General features: G+C 65.1%; 23 protein-coding genes. 10 read left to right on the top strand and 13 right to left on the bottom strand.

Annotated elements, in window-relative coordinates; translation table 11 throughout:
* Positions 1 to 3: 3 nt before the first annotated feature.
* The 5 genes from fdhF to NRS07_RS16485 are packed head-to-tail and all read left to right on the top strand — an operon-like array spanning position 4 to position 5,899.
* Complete coding sequence (gene fdhF / locus NRS07_RS16505; RefSeq protein ID WP_259208869.1) at positions 4 to 2,805, top strand: formate dehydrogenase subunit alpha; 2,802 nt, start codon at positions 4 to 6, stop codon at positions 2,803 to 2,805.
* Entirely contained in the window at positions 2,802 to 3,695 is an 894-nt protein-coding gene (locus NRS07_RS16500; protein WP_259208867.1) for a formate dehydrogenase accessory sulfurtransferase FdhD, read from the top strand. Before fdhF ends, NRS07_RS16500 begins: the two co-directional genes overlap by 4 nt.
* On the top strand, positions 3,692 to 4,399 hold the full coding sequence (locus tag NRS07_RS16495; RefSeq protein ID WP_259208866.1) for an ABC transporter permease: 708 nt from the start codon (positions 3,692 to 3,694) through the stop codon (positions 4,397 to 4,399). Before NRS07_RS16500 ends, NRS07_RS16495 begins: the two co-directional genes overlap by 4 nt.
* Positions 4,396 to 5,052, top strand: coding sequence for an energy-coupling factor ABC transporter ATP-binding protein (locus NRS07_RS16490; protein ID WP_259208863.1), 657 nt, complete (start codon positions 4,396 to 4,398; stop codon positions 5,050 to 5,052). The genes NRS07_RS16495 and NRS07_RS16490 overlap by 4 nt, the downstream gene beginning before the upstream one ends.
* Positions 5,053 to 5,080: 28 nt before the next feature.
* Complete coding sequence (locus NRS07_RS16485; protein WP_259208861.1) at positions 5,081 to 5,899, top strand: substrate-binding domain-containing protein; 819 nt, start codon at positions 5,081 to 5,083, stop codon at positions 5,897 to 5,899.
* Positions 5,900 to 5,906: 7 nt separating this feature from the next.
* Here the strand turns inward: NRS07_RS16485 and NRS07_RS16480 are convergent, their stop codons facing one another.
* The 3 genes from NRS07_RS16480 to NRS07_RS16470 all read right to left on the bottom strand — a co-directional run bounded on the left by NRS07_RS16480 (position 5,907) and on the right by NRS07_RS16470 (position 8,805).
* Positions 5,907 to 7,367 (bottom strand): ATPase domain-containing protein, encoded by a 1,461-nt coding sequence (locus NRS07_RS16480; RefSeq protein WP_259208860.1) that lies wholly within the window; start codon positions 7,365 to 7,367, stop codon positions 5,907 to 5,909.
* A gap of 22 nt (positions 7,368 to 7,389) precedes the next feature.
* Entirely contained in the window at positions 7,390 to 7,755 is a 366-nt protein-coding gene (locus tag NRS07_RS16475) for a hypothetical protein (protein ID WP_259208858.1), read from the bottom strand.
* A 114-nt stretch (positions 7,756 to 7,869) separates the two neighbouring features.
* A complete protein-coding gene (locus NRS07_RS16470; RefSeq protein WP_259208852.1) occupies positions 7,870 to 8,805 on the bottom strand; it encodes a sensor histidine kinase in 936 nt (311 codons plus the stop codon).
* Positions 8,806 to 9,270: 465 nt separating this feature from the next.
* Between NRS07_RS16470 and NRS07_RS16465 the strand changes: the two genes are divergently transcribed.
* Positions 9,271 to 11,700 (top strand): ATP-binding protein, encoded by a 2,430-nt coding sequence (locus tag NRS07_RS16465; protein ID WP_259208851.1) that lies wholly within the window; start codon positions 9,271 to 9,273, stop codon positions 11,698 to 11,700.
* Between the two features lie 14 nt (positions 11,701 to 11,714).
* Here NRS07_RS16465 and rng read toward each other — a convergent pair whose 3' ends face one another.
* From rng to NRS07_RS16420, 9 genes are all read right to left on the bottom strand, one after another.
* Positions 11,715 to 13,178, bottom strand: coding sequence for a ribonuclease G (rng, locus tag NRS07_RS16460; protein ID WP_259208849.1), 1,464 nt, complete (start codon positions 13,176 to 13,178; stop codon positions 11,715 to 11,717).
* Between the two features lie 58 nt (positions 13,179 to 13,236).
* A complete protein-coding gene (locus tag NRS07_RS16455) occupies positions 13,237 to 13,854 on the bottom strand; it encodes a nucleoside triphosphate pyrophosphatase (protein ID WP_259208846.1) in 618 nt (205 codons plus the stop codon).
* Positions 13,855 to 13,857: 3 nt separating this feature from the next.
* Entirely contained in the window at positions 13,858 to 14,328 is a 471-nt protein-coding gene (gene rlmH / locus NRS07_RS16450; RefSeq protein WP_259208844.1) for a 23S rRNA (pseudouridine(1915)-N(3))-methyltransferase RlmH, read from the bottom strand.
* 17 nt (positions 14,329 to 14,345) lie between these two features.
* Positions 14,346 to 15,059: a ribosome silencing factor gene (gene rsfS, locus NRS07_RS16445; RefSeq protein WP_259208843.1), complete on the bottom strand. Its 714-nt coding sequence runs from the start codon at positions 15,057 to 15,059 to the stop codon at positions 14,346 to 14,348.
* Positions 15,059 to 15,733, bottom strand: a complete 675-nt coding sequence (locus NRS07_RS16440; protein ID WP_259208841.1) for a nicotinate-nucleotide adenylyltransferase — start codon at positions 15,731 to 15,733, stop codon at positions 15,059 to 15,061. Before NRS07_RS16440 ends, rsfS begins: the two co-directional genes overlap by 1 nt.
* Entirely contained in the window at positions 15,730 to 16,641 is a 912-nt protein-coding gene (gene hemF / locus NRS07_RS16435; protein WP_259208839.1) for an oxygen-dependent coproporphyrinogen oxidase, read from the bottom strand. Before hemF ends, NRS07_RS16440 begins: the two co-directional genes overlap by 4 nt.
* A gap of 160 nt (positions 16,642 to 16,801) precedes the next feature.
* On the bottom strand, positions 16,802 to 18,067 hold the full coding sequence (gene purD, locus NRS07_RS16430; protein WP_259208838.1) for a phosphoribosylamine--glycine ligase: 1,266 nt from the start codon (positions 18,065 to 18,067) through the stop codon (positions 16,802 to 16,804).
* Positions 18,068 to 18,097: 30 nt separating this feature from the next.
* Positions 18,098 to 18,823, bottom strand: coding sequence for a YebC/PmpR family DNA-binding transcriptional regulator (locus tag NRS07_RS16425; RefSeq protein WP_259213309.1), 726 nt, complete (start codon positions 18,821 to 18,823; stop codon positions 18,098 to 18,100).
* A gap of 118 nt (positions 18,824 to 18,941) precedes the next feature.
* Positions 18,942 to 19,718, bottom strand: coding sequence for a DUF2182 domain-containing protein (locus tag NRS07_RS16420; protein WP_259208836.1), 777 nt, complete (start codon positions 19,716 to 19,718; stop codon positions 18,942 to 18,944).
* Positions 19,719 to 20,250: 532 nt separating this feature from the next.
* Between NRS07_RS16420 and NRS07_RS16415 the strand changes: the two genes are divergently transcribed.
* Positions 20,251 to 20,652 (top strand): methylglyoxal synthase, encoded by a 402-nt coding sequence (locus NRS07_RS16415; RefSeq protein ID WP_259208834.1) that lies wholly within the window; start codon positions 20,251 to 20,253, stop codon positions 20,650 to 20,652.
* A complete protein-coding gene (locus NRS07_RS16410; RefSeq protein ID WP_259213308.1) occupies positions 20,652 to 21,656 on the top strand; it encodes a quinone oxidoreductase in 1,005 nt (334 codons plus the stop codon). The genes NRS07_RS16415 and NRS07_RS16410 overlap by 1 nt, the downstream gene beginning before the upstream one ends.
* A gap of 131 nt (positions 21,657 to 21,787) precedes the next feature.
* Here NRS07_RS16410 and NRS07_RS16405 read toward each other — a convergent pair whose 3' ends face one another.
* Positions 21,788 to 22,438, bottom strand: coding sequence for a DUF4136 domain-containing protein (locus NRS07_RS16405; protein ID WP_259208832.1), 651 nt, complete (start codon positions 22,436 to 22,438; stop codon positions 21,788 to 21,790).
* Between the two features lie 208 nt (positions 22,439 to 22,646).
* Here NRS07_RS16405 and pepN point away from each other — a divergent pair, with 208 nt between their 5' ends.
* Complete coding sequence (gene pepN / locus NRS07_RS16400) at positions 22,647 to 25,292, top strand: aminopeptidase N (RefSeq protein ID WP_259208830.1); 2,646 nt, start codon at positions 22,647 to 22,649, stop codon at positions 25,290 to 25,292.
* Positions 25,293 to 25,371: 79 nt separating this feature from the next.
* On the top strand, positions 25,372 to 26,373 hold the full coding sequence (locus NRS07_RS16395) for a class 1 fructose-bisphosphatase (RefSeq protein WP_259208829.1): 1,002 nt from the start codon (positions 25,372 to 25,374) through the stop codon (positions 26,371 to 26,373).
* Positions 26,374 to 26,436: the final 63 nt, after the last annotated feature.

Genomic DNA, 26,436 nt, shown 5'->3' with positions numbered 1-26,436 from the left:
GTCATGAACGCGAATACTCCTACCGTCACATTCGAACTTAACGGCCGCCAGGTGGCGGCCCTGCCATACGAGTCGCTGATCGAAGTCGCCGCGCGCGAAGGCGTCGAGATCCCGCGTCTTTGCTACAAAGAAGGCTACGAAGCGGTCGGCAACTGCCGCTCTTGCATGGTCGAGATCGACGGCGAGCGCGTGCTGGCGCCGTCGTGCTGCCGTGCGCCGGCAGCTGGCATGAAGGTGCGCACCGACAGCCCGCGCGCGCTCGCGGCCCAGAAAATGGTGCTCGAACTGCTGCAATCTGACATGCCGGAAGCCGAATACACGCGCCGCAACGAAGTCGATATCTGGGCCGAGAAACTCGGCCTGGGCAAGCCGCGCTTCGCCGGCACCCGCGCGCAACCGCGCATCGATGCCACCCACGCCGCCATCACCGTCAACCTCGATGCCTGCATCCAGTGCACGCGCTGCGTGCGCGCCTGCCGCGACGAGCAGGTCAATGACGTGATCGGCATGGCCTTCCGCGGCGAGAACGCCAAGATCGTGTTCGACCAGGACGATCCGCTGGGCGCCTCGACCTGCGTGGCCTGCGGCGAATGCGTGCAGGCCTGCCCGACCGGCGCCCTGATGCCGGCGCGCGAAGTGGCGCTGAACATCCCCGACAAGCAGGTCGAATCGGTCTGCCCGTATTGCGGCGTCGGCTGCCAGCTGACCTATAACGTCAAGGACAACAAGATCCTGTTCGTCGAGGGCCGCGACGGCCCGGCCAACCAGAGCCGCCTGTGCGTCAAGGGCCGCTATGGCTTCGACTACGCGCACCATCCGCACCGCTTGACCCGCCCGCTGATCCGGCGCGAAGGCATGCCGAAAACCGGCGACTTCAGCATGGACCCGGACCGGGTGCTCGAGGTCTTCCGCGAAGCGAGCTGGGAAGAAGCGCTTGCGCTCGCCGGCGGCAAGCTGGCGCGCATCCGCGACAGCCATGGCGGCAACGCGCTGGCCGGCTTCGGCTCGGCCAAGGGCAGCAACGAAGAAGCCTACCTGTTCCAGAAGCTGGTGCGCACCGGATTCCAGACCAATAACGTCGACCACTGCACCCGCCTGTGCCACGCCTCGTCGGTGTCGGCCCTGCTCGAAGGCATCGGTTCGGGCGCGGTCTCGAACCCGGTCATGGACGTGACGCGCGCCGAGGTGATCGTCATCATCGGCGCCAACCCGACCGTGAACCATCCGGTGGCCGCCACCTGGATCAAGAACGCGGTCAAGCTCGGCGCCAAGCTGGTCGTGCTCGATCCGCGCCGTTCCGAACTGGCGCGCCATGCGCACCGCTACCTGCAGTTCAAGGCCGATACCGACGTCGCGCTGCTCAACGCCATGATGCACGTGATCGTCACCGAAGGCCTGGTCGACGCCGGCTTCATCGCCAGCCGCACCATCGGCTACGAAGACCTGGAAAAGAACGTGGCCGAGTACAGCCCGGAAGCGATGGCGCCGATCTGCGGCATCGATGCCGAGACCATACGCTACGTGGCGCGCCTGTACGCCACCTCGAAAGGATCGATGATCCTGTGGGGCATGGGCGTGTCGCAGCACGTGCACGGCACCGACAATGCGCGCTGCCTGATTGCGCTGGCCCTGATGACCGGCCAGATCGGCCGTCCTGGCACCGGCCTGCATCCGCTGCGCGGCCAGAACAACGTGCAGGGCGCCTCCGACGCCGGCCTGATCCCGATGATGCTGCCGGACTACCAGCGCGTCGACAACCCGGTGGCACGCGCCCGTTTCGAGGCTGCCTGGGGCGCCACGCTCGACCCGAAGCCGGGACTGACCGTGGTCGAGATCATGGATGCGATCGATCATGGCCAGATCAAGGGCATGTACATCATGGGTGAGAACCCGGCCATGTCCGACCCGGATGCGAACCATGCGCGCGCCGCGCTGGCCGCGCTCGAGCACCTGGTGGTGCAGGACATCTTCCTGACCGAGACCGCCTACCTGGCGGACGTGATCCTGCCGGCGTCGAGCTTCCCGGAAAAGACCGGTACCTTCACCAACACCGACCGCCTGGTGCAATTGGGCCGCCAGGCGATCGACCCGCCGGGCGACGCCAAACAGGACCTGTGGATCATCCAGCAGATGGCCAACCAGCTCGGCCTGCCGTGGAACTATGGCCATGTGTCGGAAGTGTTCGACGAAATGCGCCGTACCATGGCGAGCATCGGCGGCATCACCTGGGAGCGCCTTGAGCGCGACGGCGCGGTGGTCTATCCGTGCCTGAACGAGGGCGACCTCGGCCAGCCGGTGGTGTTCACCGAAATCTTCCCGCGCGAGGGCGGCAGGGCGCGCTTCGTGCCGGCCGATATCATCCCGGCCGACGAGCGCCCTGACGCCGAGTATCCGATGGTGCTCATTACCGGCCGCCAGCTCGAACACTGGCATACCGGCAGCATGACGCGGCGGGCCACGGTGCTCGACGCGATCGAGCCCGATCCGGTGGCGCTGGTGCATCCGCTCGACATGGAGCGCCTGGGCATCACGCCTGGCCAGCCGATCACGATCGCATCGCGCCGTGGCGAAGTGGTGCTGTATGCACGGGCCGACGACAGTTCGCCGGTGGGGGCGATCTTCGTGCCGTTCTGCTACTACGAGGCCGCCATCAACCGCCTGACCAACGCGGCGCTCGATCCGTTTGGCAAGATCCCGGAATTTAAATATTGCGCGATCAAAATTACGCCGGGCGGGGAGGTGGCCGCGCAAAGCAGCTATGGTGGCGGCCAAATTCTGGCCGGCATGGCACAATTGGCGAGATGAACCACAACGACTTGCCACTGACTTCGCCACGCTACCGGCCTGAACTGTCTAGTTCCAGCGCGCGCCTCACCCACGAGGTCAGCGCGCTGGACGAGCGCGGCCGCGCTTCGCACATCGCCATTCCGGCCGAACGCCCGCTCACGGTGTATGTCGACAAGCGCGAGATCGTCACCTTGATGACGCTCGGCGGCGCACCCGAAGCGCTGACGCTCGGCTACCTGCGCAACCAGCGCCTGGTGCGCTCGATCGACGATATCGTGTCGATCCATGTCGACTGGGAAGTCGATGCGGTGGCGGTCGTGACGCGCCACGGCATCCTCGACATCGAGGAGCGCACCGCCAAGAAGGTGGTGACCACCGGTTGCGGCCAGGGCTCGGTGTTCGGCGGACTGATGGACGAAGTCGACCAGATCATGCTGCCCATGGACGCGCGCCTGGCGCAGTCGGTGGTGTACCGCATCGTCGACGCTATCCGCACCCAGCAGTCGATCTACAAGCAGGCCGGCTCGGTGCATGGCTGCGCACTGTTCTCGGACCTGGGCGAGCTGCTGTATTTCGTCGAAGACGTCGGCCGCCACAACGCGGTCGACGCCATCGCCGGCCTGATGTGGCTAGACGGCCTTAGCGGCGGCGACAAGGTGTTCTACACCACCGGCCGCCTTACCTCCGAGATGGTGATCAAGGGCGCGCAAATGGGCATTCCTTTCTTGCTGTCGCGCTCCGGCACTACCCAGATGGGCCACATGGTGGCAGAAAAAGTCGGCATGTCGCTGCTGGCGCGCTGCTCCGGCAAGCACTTCTTGCTGCTGGCCGGGCACGACCGGCTGGTGTTCGAGCCGGACTTGCTCGAACCCCTGAACGCCCCGATCCATACCCCACGACAGGCTTGATCGTGCTGGACGCTACGTCGCATGCGTTCGCGCTGCTGTTTTCCGGCGATGCGGCGCTGTGGCATATCGTCTGGGTCTCGGTCAAGACCAGCGTGCTTGGCTTGCTGCTGGCCGCGCCACCGGCGATTTTTCTTGGTTACGTGATCGCGCTGCACCGGTTTCCGGGGCGCCGCCTGGCCGTGTGGCTGGCGCAGGCGGCGCTATCGCTGCCGACTGTCCTGATCGGCCTGCTGCTCTACCTGATGCTGTCGCGGCGCGGGCCGATGGGGAGCCTGGAGTGGCTGTTTACCCAGCAGGGCGTGATCCTGGGCCAGGTCATCATCGGCCTGCCAGTGCTGCTGGCGTTCACGCTGGCGGCGGTGCAGGCGGCCGATCCGCGCTACGCCGAAACCGCCGTGGCGCTGGGCGCCTCGCGCTGGCGCGTGATGATGACCGTGCTGCACGAGGCGCGCTACGGCGTGATGGCCGCCGTGATCAGCGGCTTTGGCCGGGTGATCTCGGAAGTCGGCTGCGCGCTGATGGTAGGCGGCAATATCGAAGGCCAGACCCGCACCATCACCACCGCCATCGCGCTTGAGACCAGCAAGGGCGAATTCGCGCAGGGTATCGCGCTGGGCATCGTGCTGGTGGCGCTGGCGCTGCTCATGAACGGCGCGCTGGTGCTGCTGCAGGGCGAAGCCCATGCGGCCGGGGGGCGAATGTGAGCGCGCCCCTGCTGACCGTGCACGGGCTGCGCAAGCGCCACGGCGAGCGCATCCTGTTCGAGATCGACACGCTCGCCATCAAGGCGGCCAGCGCCTATGTGCTCACCGGCGTGAACGGCGCCGGCAAGTCGACCCTGCTGCGCATGCTCGCCGGCCTCGAACGCGTTGATGCCTGCACGGTCGACTTCGACGGCCAGCGCCTGCCGCTGCACCCGTATCCGGCAGCGCTGCGGCGCGCCATCGTGTTCGTGCACCAGCATCCGATCATGTTTTCGACCAGCGTGTTTCATAACATCGCGTATGGCTTGCTGGCGCGCGGCGACAGCCGGCGCAGCGCGGCGAGCGCGGTCGAAGAAGCGATGCAATGGGCCGGCGTGGCCCACCTGCGCGATACCGACCCGGCACGCCTGTCGGGCGGCGAAAAGCAGCGCGTCGCATTGGCCCGGGCGCGCGTGCTGGCCCCGCGCCTGCTGCTGCTGGACGAGCCCACCGCCAACCTCGACGGCCTGGCGCGCGAGCAGGTGATGGCCCTGATCCCGACCCTCTTGACTGCAGGTAGCAGCGTGGTGATGGCATGCCACGACCGCGACCTGATCGGTCTGCCCGGCATCGAGCGCCTGAAGCTGCGCGATGGCCGCCTTGAACTGCGCTGAACGATCGGCGATCCACCCAGGAGAACACATGCAACGTCGTCTGTTTACCATCTTGCTGTCGAGCTTGCTGTCGAGCTTGCTGTTGTCTGCACCGGCGGCGCAGGCCCAGAACATCATCAAGCTCTCGACCACCACCAGCACCGAGAACTCCGGCCTGCTCAAGGTGCTGCTGCCAGCCTTCGAGGCCAGGACCGGCATGAAAGTGCATGTGATCTCGGTGGGCACCGGCAAGGCGCTCGAACTGGCCCGCAACGGCGACGTCGACGTCACCCTGGTGCATGCGCGCCAGCTCGAGGATGCGTTCATGCGCGAAGGGTGGGGCGTGGACCGACGCGACGTGATGTATAACGACTTCATCGTGGTGGGCCCGGCGACCGATCCGGCCGCTATCAAGGGCGGCAAGGACGTCATCGCGGCGTTTCGCAAGATTGCCGCCAGCGGTGCGCGATTCATCTCGCGTGGCGACAATTCGGGCACCGATGTGATGGAAAAGGCCTATTGGCAGGGAGCCGCGGCCAAGCCGGCGGGCGCCAGCTATGTCTCGGCCGGACTGGGCATGGGCGAAGTGCTCAACATGGCCGCCGAAATGCGGGCCTATACGCTCACCGACCGCGCCACCTACGGCGCCTACCGCGCCCGGACCGGCCTGGCCGTGCTGGTCGAAGGCGACCAGCGCATGTTCAACCCCTATGGCATCATCGCCGTCAATCCGGCCAGGCACCAGGGCGTGAACTATCGCGGCGCCAGGGCGCTCATCGAATGGATCACCTCGGGCGAGGGCCAGGCGCACATTGCCGCCTTCAGGCCGCAAGGCGAGCAGCTGTTCTTTCCGGCGGCTGCCCGCTAAGCCGCGTTCAGGGCCGGCTTGGGTTGGAGTGCCCGAGCAGCACGCCGTCATAGGGCGCTGCTCCCTCGCCGATGACGATACCGTCGTCGGTGATCTCGAAGCGGCGGATCTGCCGGCTGTGCTTGCTGCCGCGCACCTTGATCACCGAAATCAGGGTATGCATCTCGCACTGCGATTCAATATAGCGCTGCATGATCACGACATCGACCAGCACCCCGCTGCCATAGGGGCTGAAGCGCAGCTCCTGGTAATGGTCTTCGAGTTCGCTGGTCATGAGGATGGTCACGCCTTTCGAGCCCAGCACCGTGGTCATGCGGTAGAGCGAATCGCGGAAGTCTTCGCGGTCTTCGGGCGCCAGCGCCATTTCGAAACCTGACAGCGAATCGAGCACGACCCGGGTCGCGCCCATGCGGTCGATCAGGGTCACCAGTTCGTGCAGCATCTCGTCGGTGGACAGGTCGAGCGCGCGAACGCTCTGCAGCCCGACGCTGCCGGTGCGCACCAGCTGGTCGAGCTTCTGGTTCATCATCTGGCTCGGGCTACGCTCGAACAGGGCCATTACGCCGGTTTCGCCATTGGCCGCGCCGGCAACCAGAAACTCGGTTGCCAGCATGGTCTTGCCAGAACCGGTCGGCCCGACGAGCAGCGTCGAGTAGCCGGCCGGAATGCCGCCGCCGAGCATCTCGTCGAGTACCGCCACCCCGCTCGACAGGCGCGCGGGCGGCAGGCGCACCGGCGGCTCGGCGCCGATCGGCTCTGGCGCCGGCAGCACGCGCGGGAAGATCTCGATGCCGCCCTGGTCGATGCGGAACGAATGCAGCCCCGGGCGCTGCTTGCGTCCGCGGATCTTGACGATCTGCAGCTTGCGCGCCATCGCATTGCGCTGCACCACCTGGTTGAGCCAGAAGATGCCGTCGGCCACGGTAAAGATCGGATTCTGGTGCGTCTCGTTCGAGGTGTATTCGCCGATCAGGAAGCTGGTGGCCTTCCAGGTGGTCATGTGCGCCACCAGGTGCTGCACGAACTTCTGCAGCGCCGCCATGTCCTGGTCGCCGTCGCGCGCGCCCTCGATAAAGGAGCGGAACGAGTCGATGAAGACCAGGCCAGGCTGGTGGGTACGTACTTCTTCCAGGATCTGGGCCAGCACGGCATCGTAGTTGCCTTGTTCGACCTGGGGGGCCAGGCTGATGAAATTGACCGAGTCGCCGACCTTGTCGAAATCAAAGAAGCTGAATTGCTGCTGGTAGCGCAGCATCTTGACGGGCGGTTCGCCCATCGCCGTGAAGAACAGCGCCTTGCGATCCGGGCCGGCCAGGCCGAACATGATCTGCTGGGCGAAGGTGGTCTTGCCGCTGCCGGGCGTGCCGCCGATGATGTTGAACGACAGCTGGGGCAGGCCGCCGCCGAGGATCGTGTCGAGCCCGGGGACGCCGGTCGGCAGGGGTTGCAGGTCGATTTGGTCGGTCATGCCGCATTCTCCGAGATAATTCTCATGGTGCGTCGTCGGGCGGAAAAGCCGAGCGCAGGAATTGGGTTGCCAGCCGTGTGCCGATCAGGTCGGCCAATTCGGTGGAGTAGGTTTCCAGCAGCGCGCGGTTGGCCGCCAGCAGTGCATCGGCTGGCTGGCCAACGAGGGTGCCGGCAAAGATATCGAACGCTTGCCGCGACTGTTCGGGCGTCAGCGCCTGCGGCAGCCAGGGAAAGGCATGCTGGTGCAGCGCGAGCGCACGCGCGAACAGCGCCTGCGTGCTCACCGGGCCAATCAGGGGATTGAACCGGGAGAAAACACAGTGCCAGACCTTGACGGCAGCGTCTGCAGTGGCCGGCCCGCCATTCGGTGACAGGCGCTCGGTCATGGCAGTTAGCAGCTCGGGCGGTATCGGCATAGGTCAGGCAAGAGCTGCTAGGTCCCGACGGCGCCGAGGCGCTGCGTCTGGTCAGTTGATATGGATGGTATTCAGACCATGATTTTAGCCGATTGGTGGAGCATCGGAGGCATCGGCAGGTAACGTCACGAATGGCAGCTGCATCGACACCGCCGTGCCATGGGTGCGGTCGCTGGCGACCGACAAGCTCCCGCCCAGCGCGGCGAGACGCTCTTCGAGCCCGAACAGGCCGTAGCTGCTGGACCGGCGCGGCGCCGCCGGGTCGAAGCCGATGCCATTGTCGGACACCACCATGTCGAGCACGCCGTCGGCCACGCCCAGCACCACGCTGACGCGACTGGCCAGGGAATGGCGAAATACATTGTTCAGGCATTCTTGCAGCACCCGGCAGGTGGTGAGCACGGTTTCTTCGTTCAGCGCCAGGTTGGCAATGGCGTCGGCTTCGAGCTGGCAGGCGATGCCGCTGGCGCGGATGAACTTGCGCACCTCCATGTCGAGCGTGGCCTGCAGCCCCAGCTCCAGGCCGCTGGGCCGCAGGTCTCCCATCAGCTGTTTAACCGTGCGCAAGGTTGTATCGACATTGTCGAGCGCCGCGCCCACCCAGTCGTGCAAGCGCCCCTGCCGGGCGGCGGTGTGCTGGTAGAGCATGACGATGTCGATCCGCAGCGCCAGCAGGTTCTGGCCGAGGGTATCGTGGATCTCGCCGGCGATTCGCTTGCGCTCGGCTTCGCGGTTGGCACGCTGGTGGGCCAGCAGGTCGTGCAGCTTCTGCTCGGACTCGCGCAGGGCGCTCTCGATATGCTGGCATGACAGGATTTTTTCTACCAGTGCCTGGTTGATCAGCATCTGGTCCTGGGTGAGCTGCAGCACGGCCGCCTCGAGCGCGGCGGTGGGGTTGCCGTCGTCGTCGTCGTCGCCCACGCCGCCACGATGGCCTTGATGGTCCTGGTCGGCGCCTGGGCCGACAGGGTGGCGCTGGCCTTGCGCCTGGCTGCTGTCGCCGGAACGTTGTGTGCGCATATCGATGAGCTGGTTGATCAACCGCAAAACAAGAACATGGATAATCGTGTACCGCAGCCCCAAGCTAGATGGTTTGGCAAGTTACGTCAAGCATAGCCAACGGCAGCAGTGTGCTTCATGCGGTGTGCATGAGGCTGTTTCTGTCGAAACCGGCCGAGCTGCAGTGCACTCCCTGGTTAGAATCCAGGAATCGTAAAAAAATCCGCATCGTCGATGCCAAGTCGCCCATTAGTTTTAAACGTCGCGGAACCATGAATCAGAATCACGTGCGTGGATTGTTGGTGAGTAAATCAGGTAGGCGTGGCATACTTTGCTGGTTTTTATTCGCTGCTCATAGACATGTCATTTGCCCACAAGCCAGTCACCCCGGCCGCCGCCCACGCCCAACCGATGCTGGCGCAACTTACCGCTAAGGCCACGCAGGGCAGCCAGCCTGCTGGCAATGCTTGATCCCGCGCGACCGGCATGGAGACACTAGGCAAGCAGGACTCGGAAGCAGACAGCCTACGGCAAACCGCGCGCGACCTGGTCGCCATGACGACCTTGCCGGCCACCTGGGGCGATCTTGCTCCCGGCGGCATGATCGAGAGCTTGTGCGCCGCCTTGCTGAAAACCCTCGACCTGGACCTGGCCTATATCGGTCTGTTCGGCCGCGGCGAGCCCGGCGAGATCGAGGCCATCGGCAGCAAGCAGGCCGGCGCCGAGGCGCTGTTGCTGGCCGCGGCGCGGGCGCTCTCTGCCAGCGTAGCGGCAGGGCCGGATGCGCCAGTCAGCATCGCCGATCCTGCCGGCGGATTGCCCTTTGGTGCCAGCATTGTCCGGTTCGGAATTGCCGGCGAGATCGGCGCGATAGTCGCCGCGTCGCGGCGACCTGGTTTCCCGTCGGAGAATGACCGCCTGCTGCTGAAAGTTGGCGCCAACCAGGCAACCGTGGTCTTGCAACGCCACCATGCCGAGCGCGCGCTCAAGCGCAGCGAATTGCTCTTTCTCGACCTGGCCGACGCCGCGCCGGCGATGCTGTGGGTGACCGAGCCGGATGGCGCCTGCTCGTTCCTGTCGCGCGGATGGTATGAATTCACGGGACAAACCGAGCAAGAAGGCCTGGGCATCGGCTGGACCGCGGCCATCCATCCGGACGACCGCAACGCGGCGACGCTGGCCTTCCAGGATGCGAACGCGCGCAAGGCCGAATTCAGCCTCGAGCACCGGATCTTGCATGTGGACGGCAGCTACCGCTGGGTCATCGACATGGGGCGCCCGCGCTTTGCCGACGGCGGCGATTTTCTTGGATTTGTCGGCAATGTCCTCGATATCAGCGACCGCAAGCATACCGAGCAGGCATTGCACGACACGCGAGAAATGCTCTCTGCCGTATTCGAGGCGCTGCCGGTTGGCGTCGCCGTGGTCGACCACGCAGGCAAGCTGCTGCTGTCGAATCACGCGATGCACCAGTATCTGCCCGGCGGCGTGGTGCCTGACCTGGACCAGACGCGCCCTGGCCGCTGGCACGCTTTCCATGACGATGGCCGCCCTTACTCGGCACAGGACTTTCCGGGCGCGCGCGCCCTGCGCGGCGAGCGGGTGGTGCCCGGTATCGAAGCACGCTACTCAGCCCAAGACGGCAGCCAGATCTGGACCCAGATCGCCGCGGTGCCGCTCAAGGACGGTACCGACCTGCCCAAGGGCCAGGTCTCGATCGTGACCAATATCGACGCCTTCAAGCGTACCGAAGCGGCGCTGCGCCTGGCCGAAGCCGACCAGCGCGCCTTGTTCGACGAGGTCGCCAGATCGCACCGCAACCTCAGCGAGTTCCTGGCGGTGCTGGCGCACGAATTGCGCAATCCGCTGGCGCCGATCCTGACCGGGCTGGAAATCATGCGCATGCGCTCGGACAGCCCGGATACGCTCACGAACGTGCGCGGCATCATCGAGCGCCAGGTCAAGCAGTTGTCGCACCTGATCGACGACCTGCTCGACATCGCCCGGGTCACCAATGGAAAAGTCGACATCAAGAAAGAAACGGTGGACCTCAAGGCCATCGTTTCCAATGCCGTCGAGACGAGCCTGCCCCTGATCGAGAAAGGCAGCCATACGTTCAGCATGACGCTGCCCGACGCGCCGCTGCCGGTGCACGCCGACGCTACCCGCATTGCCCAGGTGATCGGCAACCTGCTGACCAACGCCGCGAAGTACACGCCGCCAGGCGGCAAGATTGCTTTGACGGTCGAAACGCAGGGCGCCGAGGCGGTCATTTCGGTGACCGACAGCGGCATCGGCATTCCGGCCGAATCGCTCGAATCGGTGTTCGAGATGTTCAGCCAGGTCGGCCGCAACATGCATCATGCGCAAGGGGGACTCGGTATCGGATTGGCGCTGGTGCGTCAGCTGGTGGGCCTTCACGATGGCACGGTCGCGGCCAGCAGCGAAGGCGTCGGCAAGGGCAGCACCTTCCGCGTCAGGCTGCCGCTCGATGCGGCCGGTGCGGGCGCCGGCCCGGTCGGCGCGCTGCCTGCAACTCGCGCCGGCGCAGCCAAGCCCTTGCGCATCCTGGTCACCGACGACAATGTCGATGCCGCGACCACCCTGGCCGCGCTGTTAGAGATGCAGGGCCACCAGGTTCGCACTGCCTACGACGGGCAGCAAGCCTTGCAGCTGGCCGAGCACTTCGATCCCGACGTGGTCTTCCTCGACATCGGCATGCCCGGAATGTCGGGCTACGAAGTGGCCCATCGGCTCAGGAAAATGGATCATCCCGGCCGCGCCACCATCGTGGCCGTGTCGGGATGGGGCGCGGAAGACGACCTGGCGCGTTCGCGCCAGGCCGGGTTCGACCAGCATTTCACCAAGCCGGTGGCTCCGACGCGCCTGAACCAGTTTCTCGATTCGCTGCAGTAGGCGCCGCCAGCGTCTTACATCAGAATCACGTCGTACTGCTCCTGGTGGTAGCCTTTTTCGACCTGTAGCGAAATGCGCTTGCCGATAAAGTCGCCCAGCATCGCCAGGTGCTGCGATTCTTCTTCCAGGAACAGGTCGATCACCTCTTGCGAGGCGACGATGCGGAATTCGCGCGGGTTGAACTGCTTGGCTTCGCGCAGCAGCTCGCGCAGGATCTCGTAGCAGATGGTGCGCGACGTCTTGACCTGGCCCTTGCCGCTGCAGGCGGGGCAGGGTTCGCACAGGATATGGGCCAGCGACTCGCGGGTGCGCTTGCGCGTCATCTCCACCAGTCCCAGCGCCGAGAAGCCGCTGACCGAGACCTTGGTACGGTCGCGTCCCAGGGTCTTCTTCAACTCGGCCAGCACCTGGTTGCGGTGCTCGTTGTTGTCCATGTCGATGAAGTCGAGAATGATGATGCCGCCCAGGTTGCGCAGGCGCAGCTGGCGCGCGATCGCATGCGCCGCTTCCAGGTTGGTCTTGAAGATCGTGTCGGCGAAATTGCGCCCGCCGACAAAGCCGCCGGTGTTGACGTCGATGGTCGTCATCGCTTCGGTCTGGTCGACGATCAGGTAGCCGCCGCTTTTCAGGTCGACGCGGCGACCCAGCGCGCGCAGGATTTCTTCTTCGACGCCGTACAGGTCGAACAGCGGACGCTCGCCGGTGTAATGGGTCAGGCGCGCCAGCACGCTTGGCGTGTAGATTCGCGCGAACTCGTGCAGCATGTTGAAGTTCTCGCGCGAATCGATCTGGATGGCTGCGGTTTCGTCATGCACGAAGTCGCGCAGCACGCGCTGCGCCAGGTTCAGGTCCTGGTAGAGCAGGGAGGTGGCCGGGCGGGTACGCGCGCCATGCACGATCGAGCCCCAGGTCTTGCGCAGGTAGTCGACGTCGGCCGCGATATCCACGTCCGAGGCGTCCTCGGCCTGGGTGCGCACGATATAGCCGCCTTTTTCTTCTTTTGGCAGCAGGTTCTGCAGGCGGGTGCGCAGCTGGTCGCGGTCGGCTTCCTTCTCGATTTTTTGCGAGATGCCGATATGCTGGTCTTGCGGCAGGTAGACCAGCATGCGGCCGGCAATCGAGATCTGGGTCGACAGGCGCGCGCCCTTGGTGCCGATCGGGTCCTTGATGACCTGCACGGTCAGCACCTGGCCGTCGAACAGCATTTTTTCAATCGGTATCGGGGTGGTCGCGGCGCCGTCGTGGCTGCGCGCTTCCCAGATGTCGGCCACGTGCAAAAAGGCCGCGCGTTCCAGGCCGATGTCGATGAAGGCCGACTGCATGCCCGGCAGCACGCGCACGACCTTGCCCAGGTAGACATTCCCCGCCAGCCCGCGCGTCAGGGTGCGTTCGATGTGCAGTTCCTGCACCGCGCCCTGCAGGACCAACGCGACGCGCGTCTCCTGCGGAGTGATGTTAATGAGGATGTCTTCGTTCATGGGACCAGTCACGCCGTATTGTTCAGGGTGCCATGATACACGGTGGACTGGCGCTCCCCTACACTGAATAGCCCGCCTTGCGCAGCAGGATCGCGGTCTCGAACAGGGGCAGCCCCATGATGCCGGAATGGCTGCCCTCGATATGCTCGACGAACAGCGCAGCCAGACCCTGGATGCCGTAGCCGCCGGCCTTGTCATAGGGTTCGGTGGTGGCGCAATAGGCCTTGATCTGGGCCGGGGTGAGCTTCGCGAAGCGCACCGTCGAGACCTGGGTGATCTGGTCGATCACGCGCTCGGCGTGGATGGCGACCGAGGTCATGACCTCGTGCGACCGCCCGGACAGCCGTTCGAGCATGGCGACTGCCTCGGCATTGTCGGCCGGCTTGCCCAGGATCTCGCCGTCGAGCGTGACGGTGGTGTCGGCCGTCAGGACGGGGCGCAGCGGCTGGCGCCGCATCTGCAGCATATTCCATGCGAACGCGCCTTTTTCCCTGGCGACGCGCGCCACGTAGGCGTACGGGTCTTCGGCCGGCAGGGCGTCTTCGCTGACGTCGACGCCGCGCGCCGGGTCGGCGCGCAGCATCAGCAGTTCGAATTCCACGCCGACCTGGCGCAGCAGTTCGCGCCTGCGCGGGCTCTTGGAGGCGAGATAGATCTTCTTGTCGGTGAGTTTCATCGGTCAGACGCGGTGGTACGGATGGTTCTGGGTAATGGACCAGGCACGGTACAACTGTTCCGCCAGCATGACCCGCACGATTCCGTGCGGCAGGGTCATGCTCGAGATGCGAATCAGGCCTTCGGCGCGCGCTTTCAGTTCTGGATCGAGTCCGTCGGCGCCGCCAATCAGGAAGGCCGTATCGCGCCCTTCTTGCTGCCAACTTTCCAGCATCCGCGAAAGGCCGACGCTGGTCAGGTCCTTGCCGCGCTCATCGAGTGCAATGATGCGCACGTTCTTGGGCAACACGGCCTCGATCCGCTCGCGCTCGAGCGCCATCGCGGTGGCGGCAGTCTTGCTGCCGGAGCGCTCGACCGGCTTGATTTCTTTCAGCACGATGCGTAGTTCTGGCGGCATGCGCTTGGTGTACTCGCCGAACCCGGATTCGATCCAGGCCGGCATCTTGTGCCCGACGGCAGCAATGATCAGTTGCATGGGGTCTGAATTGCGGCTTACTCTTCAGCCTTCTTGACGCGACGGATCACCTTTTTCTCTGGCGCGGCGTCTGCCGGTGCCGCGGCGGCCTTGGTCACGCGCTTCGGTGGCTTGGCCTTGGTCGCTTCGACGGCGGCGATCTCGGTCTTGCTTGGCGCGACCTTGATGGTCTTGCCGACCGGGGCCTTCGTGGCGGCTGGCTTTCTGGCGGCTGGCTTTTTCGCGGCGGTGGTCGTGGCGCCCGTCTTGGTCGCGGCCGGTGCACGCTTGGCAGCGGCCGGTTTGCGCTCGCGGATCGGCTTGACTTCTGGCTGCTCCTGGGTGGCGGCCAGGTGCTTGGATTTGGCTTTCGGCTCGGCCGCTTCGGCTTCGGCGGTCGACTTGCGCTTGGCCGCGCCCAGCTTGACCGGCTTCTCGCCCCAGATTTCTTCGAGGCGGTAGTACTGGCGAATGGCCGGTTGCATGATGTGGACGATCATGTCGCCCAGGTCGACCAGCACCCATTCGCCGGTGTCTTCACCTTCCATGCCGACGACGTCGCCGCCGCCGGCCTTGACCTTGTCGCGCACCGAAGCGGCCAGCGCCTTGGTCTGGCGGTTCGAGGTACCCGACACGACCGCAATGCGGTCGAACAGGCTGGTGAGGTGCATCGTGTCGAACACGACGATGTCCTGTCCTTTGACGTCTTCAAGGGCGTCGACGACGAGGGTTTGTAGTTTCTTGATATCCATTAGCTTTTATATAAGTTATGTTGTTGAATATAGTCTAGCACTTGCGGCATCAGGCAAGCGCTTGCATCGGTGCCTGCCTCGCTGCTTGCACGCAAGGCATTTCTCACTTGTGTGGCGGAGATGTCTACCGCCAGGGAGCGGGCCAGGCATACCTTGCCATTTCGGGCGGCGCGCACTTGCGCGGGCGTCGCCAGTCGCTGCGAGAGTTCTTGTGCCACTGCAGGCGGCAATTTGTCCTGGTCAAGTTCATATCCCGGGCGTGCCGCCACGCCGAGGTTGCACAGCGCGAACAACTCATGCCAGTCGCGCCAGGTGTCGAGTTGTTGCAGCTGGTCGGCGCCCATCAGGAACACGATCGAGGCTGCGTCGCCAACTTCCTTGCGCAGTTCGCGCAGGGTGTCGACGGTATAGCTTGCGCCGCCACGTTCGATCTCGCGTAGATCGACGGTGACCTGGTTTTTCATGCCGGCCAATGGCGCGCCGCCAAAGGCCAGTTCGAGCATGGCGATGCGCTGGGCGTCGCTCGCCTGCAGGCCGGTTTTCTGCCACGGCCTGGCGGGCAAGATGCGCAGTTCATCGGGCTGCAGCAGCTCGGCGAACAGGGCCGCCAGGGCGACATGGCCATGGTGTACCGGATCGAAACTGCCACCCAGCAGGGCAAGGCATGCGGTCACGGCGCCAGCCAGTCCCGGTGCACGAGAAAGTCGCTGTACAGCGCAGCCTCGGCACTGCCCGGTTCCGGGTGCCAGTCGTAGCGCCATTTCACGATCGGCGGCATCGACATCAGGATCGCTTCGGTGCGCCCGCCCGACTGCAGGCCAAACAGGGTGCCGCGGTCCCACACCAGGTTGAACTCGACATAGCGCCCGCGCCGATAGGCCTGGAAGTCGCGTTCGCGCTCGCCATATGGCGTGGCCTTGCGGGCCTGCAGGATCGGCAGGTAGGCGTCCATAAAGCCGTTGCCGACGCTTTGCATCAGCGCGAACGAGGCGTCGAAACCGGCCTCGTTGAAGTCGTCGAAGAAGATGCCGCCCACGCCGCGCGGCTCCTTGCGGTGCTTCAGGTAGAAGTACTGGTCGCACCAGGTCTTGAAGTGCGCGTGCAGGCCTTCGCCATACGGCGCCACCGCATCGTGGCAGACCTGGTGAAAGTGGCGCGCGTCGTCCGCGTTGCCATAATACGGCGTCAGGTCCATGCCGCCGCCGAACCACCAGACCGGTTCTTGCCCTTGCGCGGTCGCTTCGAAAAAGCGCACGTTCATGTGCACCGTCGGTGCATAGGGATTGCGCGGATGCAGCACCAGCGACACGCCCATCGCTTCCCATGCGCGTCCCGCCAGTTCCGGGCGCGCCGCCGCCGCCGATGGCGGCAGGCTGGCGCCGGTGACGTGCGAGAAATTCACGCCGCCACGCTCGAACACATTGCCTTCTTCGACCAGGCGCGATATGCCCCCGCCGCCTTCCGGGCGCTCCCAGGTGTCGCGCAGGAAGGCCTTGCCATCGATCTGTTCGAGGGCTTGCACGATGCGCGACTGGAGATCGAGCAGCCAGGTCTTGACGGCGATAGGATCGGGGGTGGACATGCGTTCGGGGTGGTGTCGAAGAACGGGAAGGGGCAGATTGTACACCTGCGCGGGATGTCCCTATGATTGTGGGGTCGGGGGCCAGTAGCAGCGGGCACGCCCGGGGCGCGATTGCAGCTGGCGCGCCCCCGTCGACGCATCACGCGGCCATCGGCCGCGCTTACTTTACTCCGCGCCAGCCGATGTCGCGGCGGTACTGCGCGCCATTGAAATGGATCTTCTCCACCGTCTCGTAGGCCTGCTTCTGCGCCATCTTGACGCTGTCGCCCAGGCCCACGACGCACAGCACGCGCCCGCCGCTGGTTTGCAGCGTGCCGCCAGCCAGCGAGGTGCCGGCGTGGAAGGTCACGCATTCTGGTGTCTCCGGCGGGATGCCGACAATCACGTCGCCCTTGCGCGGATTGTCCGGGTAGCCGGCGGCGGCCATCACGACGCCGACCGCGGTACGGCGGTCCCATTCGAGTTCGACGGCATCGAGCGTGCCGTTGCAGGCATGGTCGAGCACCGTCAGGAAGTCGCTCTTGAGGCGCGCCATGATCGGCTGCGTCTCCGGGTCGCCCATGCGGCAGTTGAATTCCAGCGTGCGCGGGTTGCCCTCGGCGTCGATCATCAAGCCGGCGTACAGGAAGCCGGTGAAGACGATGCCGTCCTTTGCCATGCCCTGGATGGTCGGGTTGATAATCTCGCGCATCACGCGCGCGTGCATCGACGGTGTAACGATCGGGGCCGGGGAATAGGCGCCCATGCCGCCGGTGTTGGGGCCGGCGTCGCCGTCGAGCAGGCGCTTGTGGTCCTGGCTGGTGGCCAGCGCCAGCACATTCTTGCCGTCGCACATGACGATGAAGCTGGCTTCTTCACCGGCTAAAAATTCCTCGATCACGATGCGCGCGCCGGCGTCGCCGAAGGCGTTATCGGACAGCATGTGGTCGACCGCACCATGGGCTTCAGCAAGTGACATTGCCACCACCACGCCCTTGCCGGCGGCCAGGCCGTCGGCCTTGACCACGATCGGGGCGCCGTTGGCATCGATATAGGCATGCGCGTCGGCGGCGCTTGAAAAGCTCTGGTACCGGGCGGTCGGGATGCCGTGGCGCTGCATGAAGGCCTTGGCGAAATCCTTCGAGCTTTCCAGTTGCGCGGCTTCGCGCGTCGGCCCGAAGATCTTCAGGCCGCGCGCGCGGAACAGGTTGACGATACCGGCCGCCAGCGGCGCTTCCGGACCCACCAGGGTCAGGGCGATGCCTTCGGCCACCACGAAGTCGGCCAGCGCCGCCGGTTCGACGATGTCGACATGCACCAGGCGCGGGTCGAGCGCGGTGCCGCCGTTGCCCGGCGCAATGAAGACGGCCTGGACGCGTTCGGATTGGGCCAGTTTCCAGGACAGGGCATGTTCACGGCCGCCAGAGCCGACTACGAGGATTTTCATACGAGCGATTCTTCTAACGTAGAGTGCTGCTTATTCTTCAATGACGGCATTGGTGAAGACTTCCTGGACGTCGTCCAGGTTCTCCAGCGCGTCGAGGAGTTTTTGCATCTTGAGGGCGTCGTCGCCGGTAAAGACGGTCTCGGTCGCCGGCTTCATGATGACTTCCGCTACTTCGGCCTTGAATCCGGCCGCTTCCAGCGCCTGCTTCACGCCGGAGAACGCGAACGGATCGCACAGCACTTCGAAGCCGCCTTCGTCGTCTTGCAGTACGTCGTCGGCGCCGGCTTCGAGAGCGGACTCCATCAGTTTGTCTTCGTCCACGCCCGGCGCGAACAGGAACTGTCCGGTGTGCTGGAACATGAAGGCCACCGAGCCTTCGGTGCCCATGTTGCCGCCAAATTTGCTGAAGGCATGGCGGACTTCGGCCACGGTGCGCACGCGGTTGTCGGTCATGCAGTCGACGATGATCGCCGCGCCGCCGATGCCATAGCCTTCGTAGCGGACTTCTTCGTAGTTCACGCCGTCGAGTTCGCCCGAGCCGCGCTGGATCGCGCGGCTGACGTTATCTTTCGGCATGTTCGCGTCGGCGGCCTTCTCGACCGCCAGGCGCAGGCGCGGATTGGCCGCGATATCGCTGCCGCCCATGCGTGCGGCCACGGTGATCTCTTTGATCAGGCGCGTCCAGATCTTGCCGCGCTTGGCGTCGGTGGCGGCCTTCTTGTGCTTGATGTTGGCCCATTTGCTGTGTCCAGCCATGTCGAGAATTCCCCAGATGGTGTGCGAGAGTGGCCGACATTCTAGCATGGCGCCTCGTGCAAAACCGCCGGTGGGACGGCTTACAACACCCGGGAAATACCAGCGAAACATGAGCTAATCAAGGGAACATGCGCCAGGTGCCCCAGGCCACCAGCACCAGTCCGGCCAGCCAGCCGGCCAGCGTGCCTGCGCGCAGGCGCAACTCGAACAGCAGCAGCAGGCCCACCGCAGCGACCACGCCCGGGTCGCCCGGACCGTCTGCGAGCGGCAGCAGCAGCAACAGCCAGCAGCAGCCCAGGCAGATGCGTCCGTGCTCCGCGCCCTGCCACAGCGGCCCCAGCCTGCCGGTACGCTGTTGCGCGACCACATCCGGGGGCGGCGCGCGGCAGGCTTCCAGGCAGTCGTGCTTGGCCGGCGTCCACTGGTAGAGACCGGCGGCGACCATGGCCAGCCCGGCCAAGGCCGGATGGCGCAGCCCCAGGGTAGCGTCGAGCATGCCGGCATCGTGCAAGGTCCAGTGGATGAGCGTGACCAAGGCGGCGTAGCCGCACCAGGCCAGCAGGCAGCCGAGCACATACTGGGCAGTGGCAAGGCGCGGCCAGCGGGTTGCCTCGCAGTCCCTGGCGATGCGGGCATACACGAACACGGCGCCGGCGGCGGCCGGCAACATGAGCCCGACGCTCAGGCCGGTCCAGATGACGAAGACCAGCACCAGCTGGCCGGCATGCAGCGGCGCCGGTGCCGGTCCGGCGAAATCGCGCAGGGCGCCGCCCAGGGGCGGATGCATGCCCTGGAACGCGAACCATGCCCAGCAGGCGCCGGCCAGCAGCGCCAGCCATGCAAGCATCAGCGCGGTGCGCGCACCAGGGTGCGCGTCGACAACGAACAGGCTCATCGCGCCCCTCCACCGGGCCTGGGGCGGCGCGCTGCCCGCGTGGCGCCCCGGCTGGTGCGCTGTGCCTGGTTGTCCGGGGCCCTGGTGGGTGCAAGCGGCCGGATTGCTCGTTGGTGCGCGGTCCAGGTTGTCATGCGATATCTCCCCGTTGTGGTTGACGTGTCGTGTTCGACCGCACGCCGCCGCGGCCGTTCTCGCATCAACACCAGCCCGCTTCGAGCAACGCAGGCAGATCGCGGGTGTAATGTCGGGCCGGGCAAAGCTGCGCTGCCCAAGCTGCTGCTTCTGCACCACAAGTGGCCAGGCCGGTGGGAGAGGCAGGAGACGCTGAACCCCGTTGGCCTTGTCTCATCGATACCGTTACTTTGATCGCATGCAGGGTGCTGTTCTCGAATGAAGCGTGCGCCGCCGTGGCGCTGTCGAAGATGCTGGTGGTCGCCGGCCGATGGAGTATTCTGTGCGAACTTGCCGTGTTCGTGCGCCCGTTCGGACGATAATTAACTTCTGCAACCTACTCCTGGAGAAACCATTGGTGAAGCCACGCCTTGCGCTCATCGCGCACGACAAGAAGAAGGACGACATGATCACGCTCGCTGCCGACTACCTTGACTTTCTCAAGGACTGCACGCTGGCGGCCACCGGCACCACCGGCGGGCGCCTGATCAACGAACTGGGACTGGCGGTCGAGCGCAAGCATTCGGGGCCGGTCGGCGGCGACCTGCAGATCGGCGCCATGCTGGTCGAGGGCGACATCGACTGCGTGATTTTTTTGCGCGACCCCATGACGCCGCAGCCGCACGAGCCCGACATCAACGCGCTGGTGCGCGCCTGCGACGTGCACAATATTCCGTGCGCGACCAACGTCTCGACCGCGCGCCTGGTGCTGTCGCAGCTGATGGCCGCCACGGCGCGCACCCAAGGCAGGACGCCATGATGGTCAAAGCGATCCGCTTCGCCGCCACCGGCGGGCCCGAGGTGCTGGAGTATGTCGACGTCGAGGCCGGCGAGCCGGGTCCGGGCGAGGCACGCGTGCGCCATCATGCGATCGGCCTGAATTACATCGACACCTATCACCGCAGTGGGCTGTATCCGCTGGCCCTGCCCAACGGCTTGGGCCAAGAGGCCGCGGGCGTGGTCGAGGCGGTGGGCGAGGGCGTGCTTCATGTGTCGCCGGGCGACCGCGTGGTGTACGCGGGCGGCCCGCTCGGCGCCTACAGCCAGGCGCGCGTGATGCCGGCGCAGGTGCTGGTGCGCCTGCCCGACACGATCTCGTTCGAGTCGGGCGCCGCCATGATGCTGCAGGGGCTCACGGTCCAGTATCTGTTTAACAGCACGTACAAGGTGCAGCCGGGCCAGACCATCTTGTTCCATGCAGCGGCCGGCGGCGTCGGACTGATTGCCTGCCAGTGGGCGCGCGCGCTCGGCGTCGAGCTGATCGGCACCGTCGGCTCGGACGACAAGGCGGCGCTGGCAAAGGCGCATGGCGCCGCCCACGTCATCAACTACAACACGCAAGACGTGGTGCAGCGCGTGCTGGAAATTACCCAGGGCGCCAGGCTGCCGGTGGTGTACGACTCGGTGGGCAACGACACCTTCACCCGTTCGCTCGACTGCCTGCAGCCGCGCGGGCTGATGGTCAGCTTTGGCAATGCTTCTGGCGCGGTGCCGCCATTCGCGCTGAGCGAACTGGCCACGCGCGGTTCGCTGTACATCACGCGCCCGACCCTGTTTGCCTATGCGTCCGGGCGCGCCGAGCTCGAAGCGATGGCGGCCGACCTGTTCGGGATGGTCGAGAGCGGCAAGGTCAAGATCGAGATCAACCAGCGCTTTGCGCTGTCCGATGCCGCCGAGGCGCACCGCGCCCTGGAGGGGCGCCGTACTACGGGTTCGTCGGTGCTGCTGCCATGGGGGATGCCGGGCACGAACGCCCGGCCATGACCGCGAAATAGTTCAGCAGTTCAGCTCAGCAGTTCGGCTAAGCAGTTCAGCTCAGCGGTTCAATGCTCATCCATAGCTAACGGGTACAGCGCCGCGCGCAAGGCAAAGGGGCCTTGCCGCCCCATTACGGGTCAACCGTCCTGCTGCGTGAGTTCCACCCGCCTTGCCACCCCCGACGGTCCCGGGAAGCCAGCAAAGGCGCTTTGCACCAGCGCCGGCATCAGCGCCGGGGTCGACATCTGGCGGCTCATGTTGTGCACGGTGACATCGAACAGGCGCTTGCCGTCGCGCGCGGACTTGATCCCGACCTGCAGCTCGCGGCGGTACTGGTGCTCGATCGAGACCTGATAGGCCGGAGTCCAGAACGGATCGTTGAAGGGGCTGTACCAGCTGCCCCAGTAGGGATGATGCACGCCCCGGTAGCGGCCGCGGTAAGAATAGCGCAGCGGATGCACCATGGGCTGATGCAGCGGCAACAGCAGGGGTTCGATCACGCGCACCGGGACCTCGGTCGTGGAAAACCGCATCGACACCGTCAGCGCCGGCCGGCCCTGGTCAGCGTCGCGGAAACCCAGGCGTGCCAGCTGGCCGCGTACCAGATCCTGGTAGGCACGCCATTCGAGCGTATCGTCGTGCATGCTCGGCGCTTCGAATACATAACTCTTGTCGTCGATCTGCGCCGGCCACTGGTGGAACGTGGTGACATCGCTACGGATCGTGGTGGCGCAGCCGGTCAGCAGCAGCGCGCTGGCCGCCACGGCGGCGCTCATCAGGCGTTTCATGGGGTCTCCCTGGTCAATACGGACTTTTGCGAGCGTCTATCCTAGGACGCCGTCCATATTCTTGCAGAATAATTTACCAGCCGTTACCCCGCGTACATTTCGATACATGCGGCCCGGGCCGGAAAACGGTGCGAACGCCGCAAAGTCTTGTTGGTAAAATAAGCACCTCAGCCACGCATTTCAACCTGCCTTTTAGCGGACCCTCCCTATGCGCACCGATACGCCCCAGACGATTTACCGGAGTGACTACACGCCGCCAAGCTACCTGGTGGACACCGTGGAACTCGGCTTCGACCTCGATCCCGCGCGCACCATCGTCGCCAATCGAATGAGCCTGCGGCGCAATCCCGACAGCGCCCAGCGCGAGATCGAGCTCTACGGCGAAGACATCGAACTGGTGGCGCTGCGCCTGAACGGCCGGTTGCTAGGCGAGGGCGACTACGCCATCAACGGCACCTTGCTCACCATTCCGAACACCCCGGAACGGGTGACGCTGGAAGTCGAAACCGTGTGCGTGCCCGAGCAAAACACCACCTTGAGCGGCCTGTACACGTCGAACGGAAATTTCTTTACCCAGTGCGAGGCCGAGGGCTTTCGCCGCATCACGTATTTTCCAGATCGCCCGGACGTGATGGCAACGTACACGGTGATGTTGCGTGCAGACAAAGAACGTTATCCAGTGCTGCTGTCCAACGGCAACTTGCTGGAAGAGGGCGAGCTTGGCGACGGCCGCCACTACGCCAAATGGCAAGACCCGTTCAAGAAACCGTCCTACCTGTTCGCCCTGGTCGCCGCCCAGTTGGTATGCCAAGAAGAAACCTTCCGACTCGCCGATGGCCGCGATGCTCTGCTGCAGGTCTGGGTCGAAGATGGCAACCTCGACAAGACCGATTACGCCATGCAGTCGCTCAAGCACAGCATCCGCTGGGACGAAGAGCGTTATGGCCTGGAGCTCGACCTGGACCGCTTCATGATCGTCGCCACCAGCGACTTCAATATGGGCGCGATGGAAAACAAGGGCCTGAACATCTTCAATACCAAGTTCGTGCTGGCCAACCCGCGGGTAGCGACCGACATCGATTTCCAGGGCATCGAGGCGGTGGTGGCGCATGAATACTTCCATAACTGGACCGGCAACCGCGTGACCTGCCGCGACTGGTTCCAGCTCTCGCTCAAAGAGGGCCTGACGGTGTTTCGCGACCAGGAATTTACAGCCGACATGATCGGTACCGACAGCGGCCGCGCGGTGACCCGCATCGACCATGTGCGCACGCTGCGCCAGGCCCAGTTTCCAGAAGACGCGGGGCCCATGGCGCACCCGGTACGTCCGGATTCATTTGTCGAGATTAATAACTTTTATACCGTTACGGTCTACGAAAAAGGCGCCGAAGTGGTGCGCATGTACCAGACCTTGCTTGGTCGCGAAGGCTTTCGCAAAGGCATGGACCTGTATTTCGCACGCCACGACGAGCAAGCCGTCACCTGCGACGACTTCCGCCAGGCGATGGCCGATGCCGGCGGGCGCGACTTTACCCAGTTCGAGCGCTGGTACAGCCAGGCCGGTACCCCGCAGTTACGCTTCGAGGCACGCTACGATGCGCCAGCGCAGACCTACGAATTAACTCTGTTCCAGAGCTGCCCGGCCACGCCCGGCCAGCCAGACAAGCTGCCCTTCCACATTCCGGTGGCGGTCGGCCTGCTCGACCGCGCAGGGCGCGACATGCCGCTCACCGTCGACGGCAAGGACATGGGCAGCACCGCCGTACTCGAGCTGCTCAAAGAGCAGCACACCTTCGTCTTCAGCGGCGTGTCCGAGCAACCAGTGCCGTCGGTGCTGCGCGACTTCTCGGCGCCGGTGATCCTGCAGGGCAGCTATCTTGATGCCGACCTGCTGCACCTGTTCATGCACGACAGCGACCCGGTCAACCGCTGGGAAGCCGGCCAGCGCCTGGCGATGGGCCGCCTGCTCAAGCTCACCGGCGACACCGCGGCCGACGCTACGCTCGCCATCGACGACACCTTCATCGAGGCGATGCGCAAGATGCTGGTCGATGAGTCGCTCGACCCGGCGTTTCGCGAACAGGCGCTGCTGCTGCCATCGGAAACCATGATTGCCGAACAGCTGCCCGAAGTCGATCCGCTGTCCGTGCATGTGGCGCGCCAGTTCATGCGCGCCACGATCGGCGCCGCCCTGCGCACCGAGCTGATGGCCCAGTACGACGCCAACCTGACGCCGGGCCCATACAGCCCGGACGCTGCCTCGAGCGGCAAGCGCGCGCTCAAGAACCTGGCCCTGTCCTACCTGAACGCCGCGCCCGACGCGCAGAGCATCGCACTGGCGGCGCGCCAGTGCCGTGAGGCCGACAACATGACCGACCGCGCCGCCGCGCTCGGCACCTTGATCCATGCGCGTGCGCCGCAAGCCGACAGCGAGCTGGCGCGCTTCTACGACGAATTCCAGGACGAGGCGCTGGTGGTGGACAAATGGTTCGCCATGCAGGCCACGGCCCCGACCACCGACATTGCCAAGGTGCGCGAACTGATGCGCCATCCGGCCTTTAATCTGCGCAACCCGAACCGCGCCCGCAGCCTGGTCGCCAACTACTGCATGAACAACGCGGTGCAGTTCCACGCGCCGAACGGCAGCGGCTACCTGTTCTGGGTCGAGCACGTGATCCTGCTCGACGGCCTGAACCCGCAGGTAGCCGCCCGCCTGGCCCGGGCGCTGGACCGCTGGCGCCGGTACACCCCGAGCCTGCAGGCGCACATGAAGACCGCGCTGCAGCAGGTGGCAGGGCAACAGCGCCTGTCGAACGACGTTCGCGAGGTGGTCACCAAGGCGCTTGCCAACTGACGATGACCCGACACCGGCCAGGTGCCCGACAAACACTGCAGGCCATAAAACCGATTCAACACCACACCAAAGGAAGTCCATGAAACGCGTCAGTCTTACCCAATACCTGGTCGAAGAACAGCGCCACCGCCAGACCATCAACGCCGAGCTGCGCCTGCTGATCGAGGTCGTGGCCCGCGCCTGCAAGCGCATCAGCTATTCGGTCAGCAAGGGCGCACTCGGCGAGGTGCTGGGCAGCGCCGACACCGAGAATATCCAGGGCGAAGTGCAGAAAAAGCTCGACGTGATCTCGAACGAGATCCTGCTCGAGGCAAACGAGTGGGGCGGTCACCTGGCGGCCATGGCTTCCGAAGAAATGGAAACCATCCGCCAGATCCCGAGCCGCTATCCGAAGGGCGAGTTTTTGCTGCTGTTCGATCCGCTCGACGGCTCGTCCAACATCGACGTCAATGTCTCGATCGGCACCATCTTCTCGGTGCTCAAGGCGCCGGAAGGCATGCGTGAACCGACCGAGCAGGACTTCCTGCAGGCGGGCACCGAGCAGGTCGCGGCCGGCTACGCCGTCTACGGCCCGCAGACCATGCTGGTGCTCACCACCGGCAACGGCGTGCACTGCTTCACGCTCGACCGCGAGATGGGTTCGTGGGTGCTGACCCAGAGCGACATGCAGATCCCGGAAACCACAAAGGAGTTCGCGATCAACATGTCCAACAAGCGCCACTGGCACCCGCCGGTGCAGCGCTACGTCGACGAGATGCTGGCAGGCAGCACCGGCCCGCGCGGCAAGGATTTCAACATGCGCTGGATCGCCTCGATGGTGGCCGACGTGCACCGCATCCTCAGCCGCGGCGGCGTCTTCATGTACCCGGCCGACCTGCGCGACCCGGCCTCGCCCGGCAAGCTGCGCCTGATGTACGAAGCCAACCCGATGGCGATGATCGTCGAACAGGCCGGCGGCGCCGCTACCGATGGCCGCACCCGCATCATGGACATCCCGCCAAGCAAGCTGCACCAGCGCGTGCCGGTGTTCCTGGGCTCGAAGGCGGAAGTCGAGCTGATCACCCGCTACCATGCCGACTAAATGACTTTGTGGCAATTCTGGTGCGAATTGCCGAGTCGGACTAGCACGTTCGCGGGGTTGTTT

This window comes from Massilia sp. H6, from assembly GCF_024802625.1.
Classification (GTDB): Bacteria; Pseudomonadota; Gammaproteobacteria; order Burkholderiales; family Burkholderiaceae_D; genus Telluria.
The sequence above is the reverse complement of the archived record's forward strand: the minus strand, read 5'-3'. Positions and strand labels throughout refer to the sequence as shown.

What these genes read in the sequence shown, in the direction of transcription:
- hemF (WP_259208839.1), bottom strand. Translation starts at nt 16,641, where the DNA reads ATGTCCACCCCCGATCCTATCGCCGTCAAGACCTGGCTGCTCGATCTC.
- NRS07_RS16395 (WP_259208829.1), top strand. Translation starts at nt 25,372, where the DNA reads ATGAAACGCGTCAGTCTTACCCAATACCTGGTCGAAGAACAGCGCCAC.
- rsfS (WP_259208843.1), bottom strand. Translation starts at nt 15,059, where the DNA reads ATGGATATCAAGAAACTACAAACCCTCGTCGTCGACGCCCTTGAAGAC.
- rng (WP_259208849.1), bottom strand. Translation starts at nt 13,178, where the DNA reads ATGAACGAAGACATCCTCATTAACATCACTCCGCAGGAGACGCGCGTC.
- NRS07_RS16475 (WP_259208858.1), bottom strand. Translation starts at nt 7,755, where the DNA reads ATGACCGAGCGCCTGTCACCGAATGGCGGGCCGGCCACTGCAGACGCT.
- NRS07_RS16420 (WP_259208836.1), bottom strand. Translation starts at nt 19,718, where the DNA reads ATGAGCCTGTTCGTTGTCGACGCGCACCCTGGTGCGCGCACCGCGCTG.
- NRS07_RS16405 (WP_259208832.1), bottom strand. Translation starts at nt 22,438, where the DNA reads ATGAAACGCCTGATGAGCGCCGCCGTGGCGGCCAGCGCGCTGCTGCTG.
- NRS07_RS16455 (WP_259208846.1), bottom strand. Translation starts at nt 13,854, where the DNA reads ATGAAACTCACCGACAAGAAGATCTATCTCGCCTCCAAGAGCCCGCGC.
- NRS07_RS16480 (WP_259208860.1), bottom strand. Translation starts at nt 7,367, where the DNA reads ATGACCGACCAAATCGACCTGCAACCCCTGCCGACCGGCGTCCCCGGG.
- NRS07_RS16425 (WP_259213309.1), bottom strand. Translation starts at nt 18,823, where the DNA reads ATGGCTGGACACAGCAAATGGGCCAACATCAAGCACAAGAAGGCCGCC.
- NRS07_RS16500 (WP_259208867.1), top strand. Translation starts at nt 2,802, where the DNA reads ATGAACCACAACGACTTGCCACTGACTTCGCCACGCTACCGGCCTGAA.
- rlmH (WP_259208844.1), bottom strand. Translation starts at nt 14,328, where the DNA reads ATGCAACTGATCATTGCTGCCGTCGGGCACAAGATGCCGGCCTGGATC.
- NRS07_RS16410 (WP_259213308.1), top strand. Translation starts at nt 20,652, where the DNA reads ATGGTCAAAGCGATCCGCTTCGCCGCCACCGGCGGGCCCGAGGTGCTG.
- purD (WP_259208838.1), bottom strand. Translation starts at nt 18,067, where the DNA reads ATGAAAATCCTCGTAGTCGGCTCTGGCGGCCGTGAACATGCCCTGTCC.
- NRS07_RS16465 (WP_259208851.1), top strand. Translation starts at nt 9,271, where the DNA reads ATGGAGACACTAGGCAAGCAGGACTCGGAAGCAGACAGCCTACGGCAA.
- NRS07_RS16485 (WP_259208861.1), top strand. Translation starts at nt 5,081, where the DNA reads ATGCAACGTCGTCTGTTTACCATCTTGCTGTCGAGCTTGCTGTCGAGC.
- fdhF (WP_259208869.1), top strand. Translation starts at nt 4, where the DNA reads ATGAACGCGAATACTCCTACCGTCACATTCGAACTTAACGGCCGCCAG.
- NRS07_RS16470 (WP_259208852.1), bottom strand. Translation starts at nt 8,805, where the DNA reads ATGCGCACACAACGTTCCGGCGACAGCAGCCAGGCGCAAGGCCAGCGC.
- pepN (WP_259208830.1), top strand. Translation starts at nt 22,647, where the DNA reads ATGCGCACCGATACGCCCCAGACGATTTACCGGAGTGACTACACGCCG.